At 42.6% G+C, this 1888-nt stretch carries 1 protein-coding gene and 6 tRNA genes; all 7 read right to left on the reverse strand.

The window, feature by feature from the left end:
* Positions 1-42: 42 nt before the first annotated feature.
* Positions 43-127: transfer RNA gene (locus CXF78_RS15845), tRNA-Leu, on the reverse strand.
* Between the two features lie 94 nt (positions 128-221).
* Positions 222-298, reverse strand: a tRNA-Met gene (locus CXF78_RS15850).
* Between the two features lie 5 nt (positions 299-303).
* Positions 304-378, reverse strand: a tRNA-Gln gene (locus tag CXF78_RS15855).
* 23 nt (positions 379-401) lie between these two features.
* Positions 402-476 (reverse strand) — tRNA-Gln (locus tag CXF78_RS15860).
* Between the two features lie 45 nt (positions 477-521).
* Positions 522-606: transfer RNA gene (locus tag CXF78_RS15865), tRNA-Leu, on the reverse strand.
* A 45-nt stretch (positions 607-651) separates the two neighbouring features.
* Positions 652-728: transfer RNA gene (locus CXF78_RS15870), tRNA-Met, on the reverse strand.
* 213 nt (positions 729-941) lie between these two features.
* On the reverse strand, positions 942-1888 hold a 947-nt coding region (gene ychF / locus CXF78_RS15875), incomplete at its 5' end, for a redox-regulated ATPase YchF (RefSeq protein WP_102037326.1).

Raw genomic sequence — 1888 nt, forward strand, 5'->3', positions numbered from 1 at the left:
TTTTTTAAACAGACATGAAAAACAATTTTGACTAAAATTTGATGGTACGGGAAGAGAGACTTGAACTCTCACACCTCGCGGCACCAGAACCTAAATCTGGCGTGTCTACCAATTTCACCATTCCCGCATCAAATTTTAACTTTAGAGTATACTCTTTTTATTTCAGAGTAAACTTTGCTTTACCAGCTAACGTAAATACAACTCACTCTACCCAGTAAATATGGTAGCAATGGCGGGACTTGAACCTGCGACCCCAGCATTATGAGTGCTGTGCTCTAACCAGCTGAGCTACATTGCCAAAGATGGCTGGGATACAAGGATTCGAACCTTGGAATGCTGAGATCAAAACCCAGTGCCTTACCGCTTGGCGATATCCCAATAATCTTGTCTAACTTTATAAATGGCTGGGATACAAGGATTCGAACCTTGGAATGCTGAGATCAAAACCCAGTGCCTTACCGCTTGGCGATATCCCAATCAAACTTTTTGAAACATTCGCCTAAGCCAATATCTCTAATAAATGGTACGGAAGGAGAGACTTGAACTCTCACACCTTGCGGCACCAGAACCTAAATCTGGCGTGTCTACCAATTCCACCACTCCCGCACAACACTCTAGTTTAACATCTTGAGCAGATGGGTAAGAAATATATGGTAGCAATAGCGGGACTTGAACCTGCGACCCCAGCATTATGAGTGCTGTGCTCTAACCAGCTGAGCTATATTGCCACTATTTCTTGCTGTCCCTCTTGGTGAGGAACGGGGCGTATTATGCTTATTCAGGTTATCTAGGTCAACTGGTTTTTTTCGCTATTTTCATCAATTCGACTTGTTCGGCTATAACTTCACCAAACTGAATGCCGAATCGACAAAATAAACCCAATTAACACCGATTAAATTCCCTTACGCCCCTTTATCGTTTCTTGATAACGTTAATAAAACTTAAACGTTAAATAAGAAATGCATTACATCGCCATCTTTAACGACATAAGTTTTACCTTCAACACGTAATTTACCCGCATCTTTGGCGCCAGCTTCACCCTTATAAGTAATAAAGTCTTCGTATGCCATTACTTGCGCACGAATAAAGCCACGTTCGAAGTCAGTGTGGATAACACCCGCAGCTTGTGGGGCAGAAGCACCAACGGGTACTGTCCATGCGCGAACTTCTTTTACACCTGCAGTAAAGTAAGTTTGCAGATTCAGTAATTCGTAACCTGCACGAATTACGCGATCTAAACCAGACTCTTCTAAACCAAGGTCAGCCATAAACTCTGCGCGGTCATCAGCTTCCATTTCAGCTAATTCAGACTCAATAGCAGCACATACAGGCACAACGATAGCATTTTCTGTTGCTGCAATAGCACGAACAACATCTAAATGAGGGTTGTTTTCAAAACCATCGTCAGCAACGTTAGCAATGTACATTGTTGGTTTAATGGTCAAGAAGTTAAGGTATGCAACGGCTGCTAACTCTTCTTTAGTTAATTCCAACGAACGCAACATTTGGCCTTCGTTTAACACTGGACGCATTTTTTCAAGTACTGCGACTTCAAATTTCGCATCACCGTCGCCGCCTTTAGCACGCTTAGCTTGACGAAAAATAGCGCGTTCGCATGCGTCTAAGTCTGCTAGCGCTAACTCAGTATTAATGACTTCAATATCGCCAGCTGGGTCAATTTTATTCGCTACGTGAACAATGTTCGGATCTTCAAAACAGCGTACTACATGACCAATTGCATCAGTTTCACGAATGTTAGCTAAAAACTTGTTACCTAAGCCTTCACCTTTCGATGCGCCAGCCACTAGACCAGCGATATCAACGAACTCCATAGAAGTAGGTAAAATACGTTGAGGTTTAACAATAGCAGCTAACGCATCAAGACGTG

Origin of the sequence: Shewanella sp. 11B5 (genome assembly GCF_002836795.1) — a bacterium.
Taxonomy (GTDB): domain Bacteria; phylum Pseudomonadota; class Gammaproteobacteria; order Enterobacterales; family Shewanellaceae; genus Shewanella; species Shewanella frigidimarina.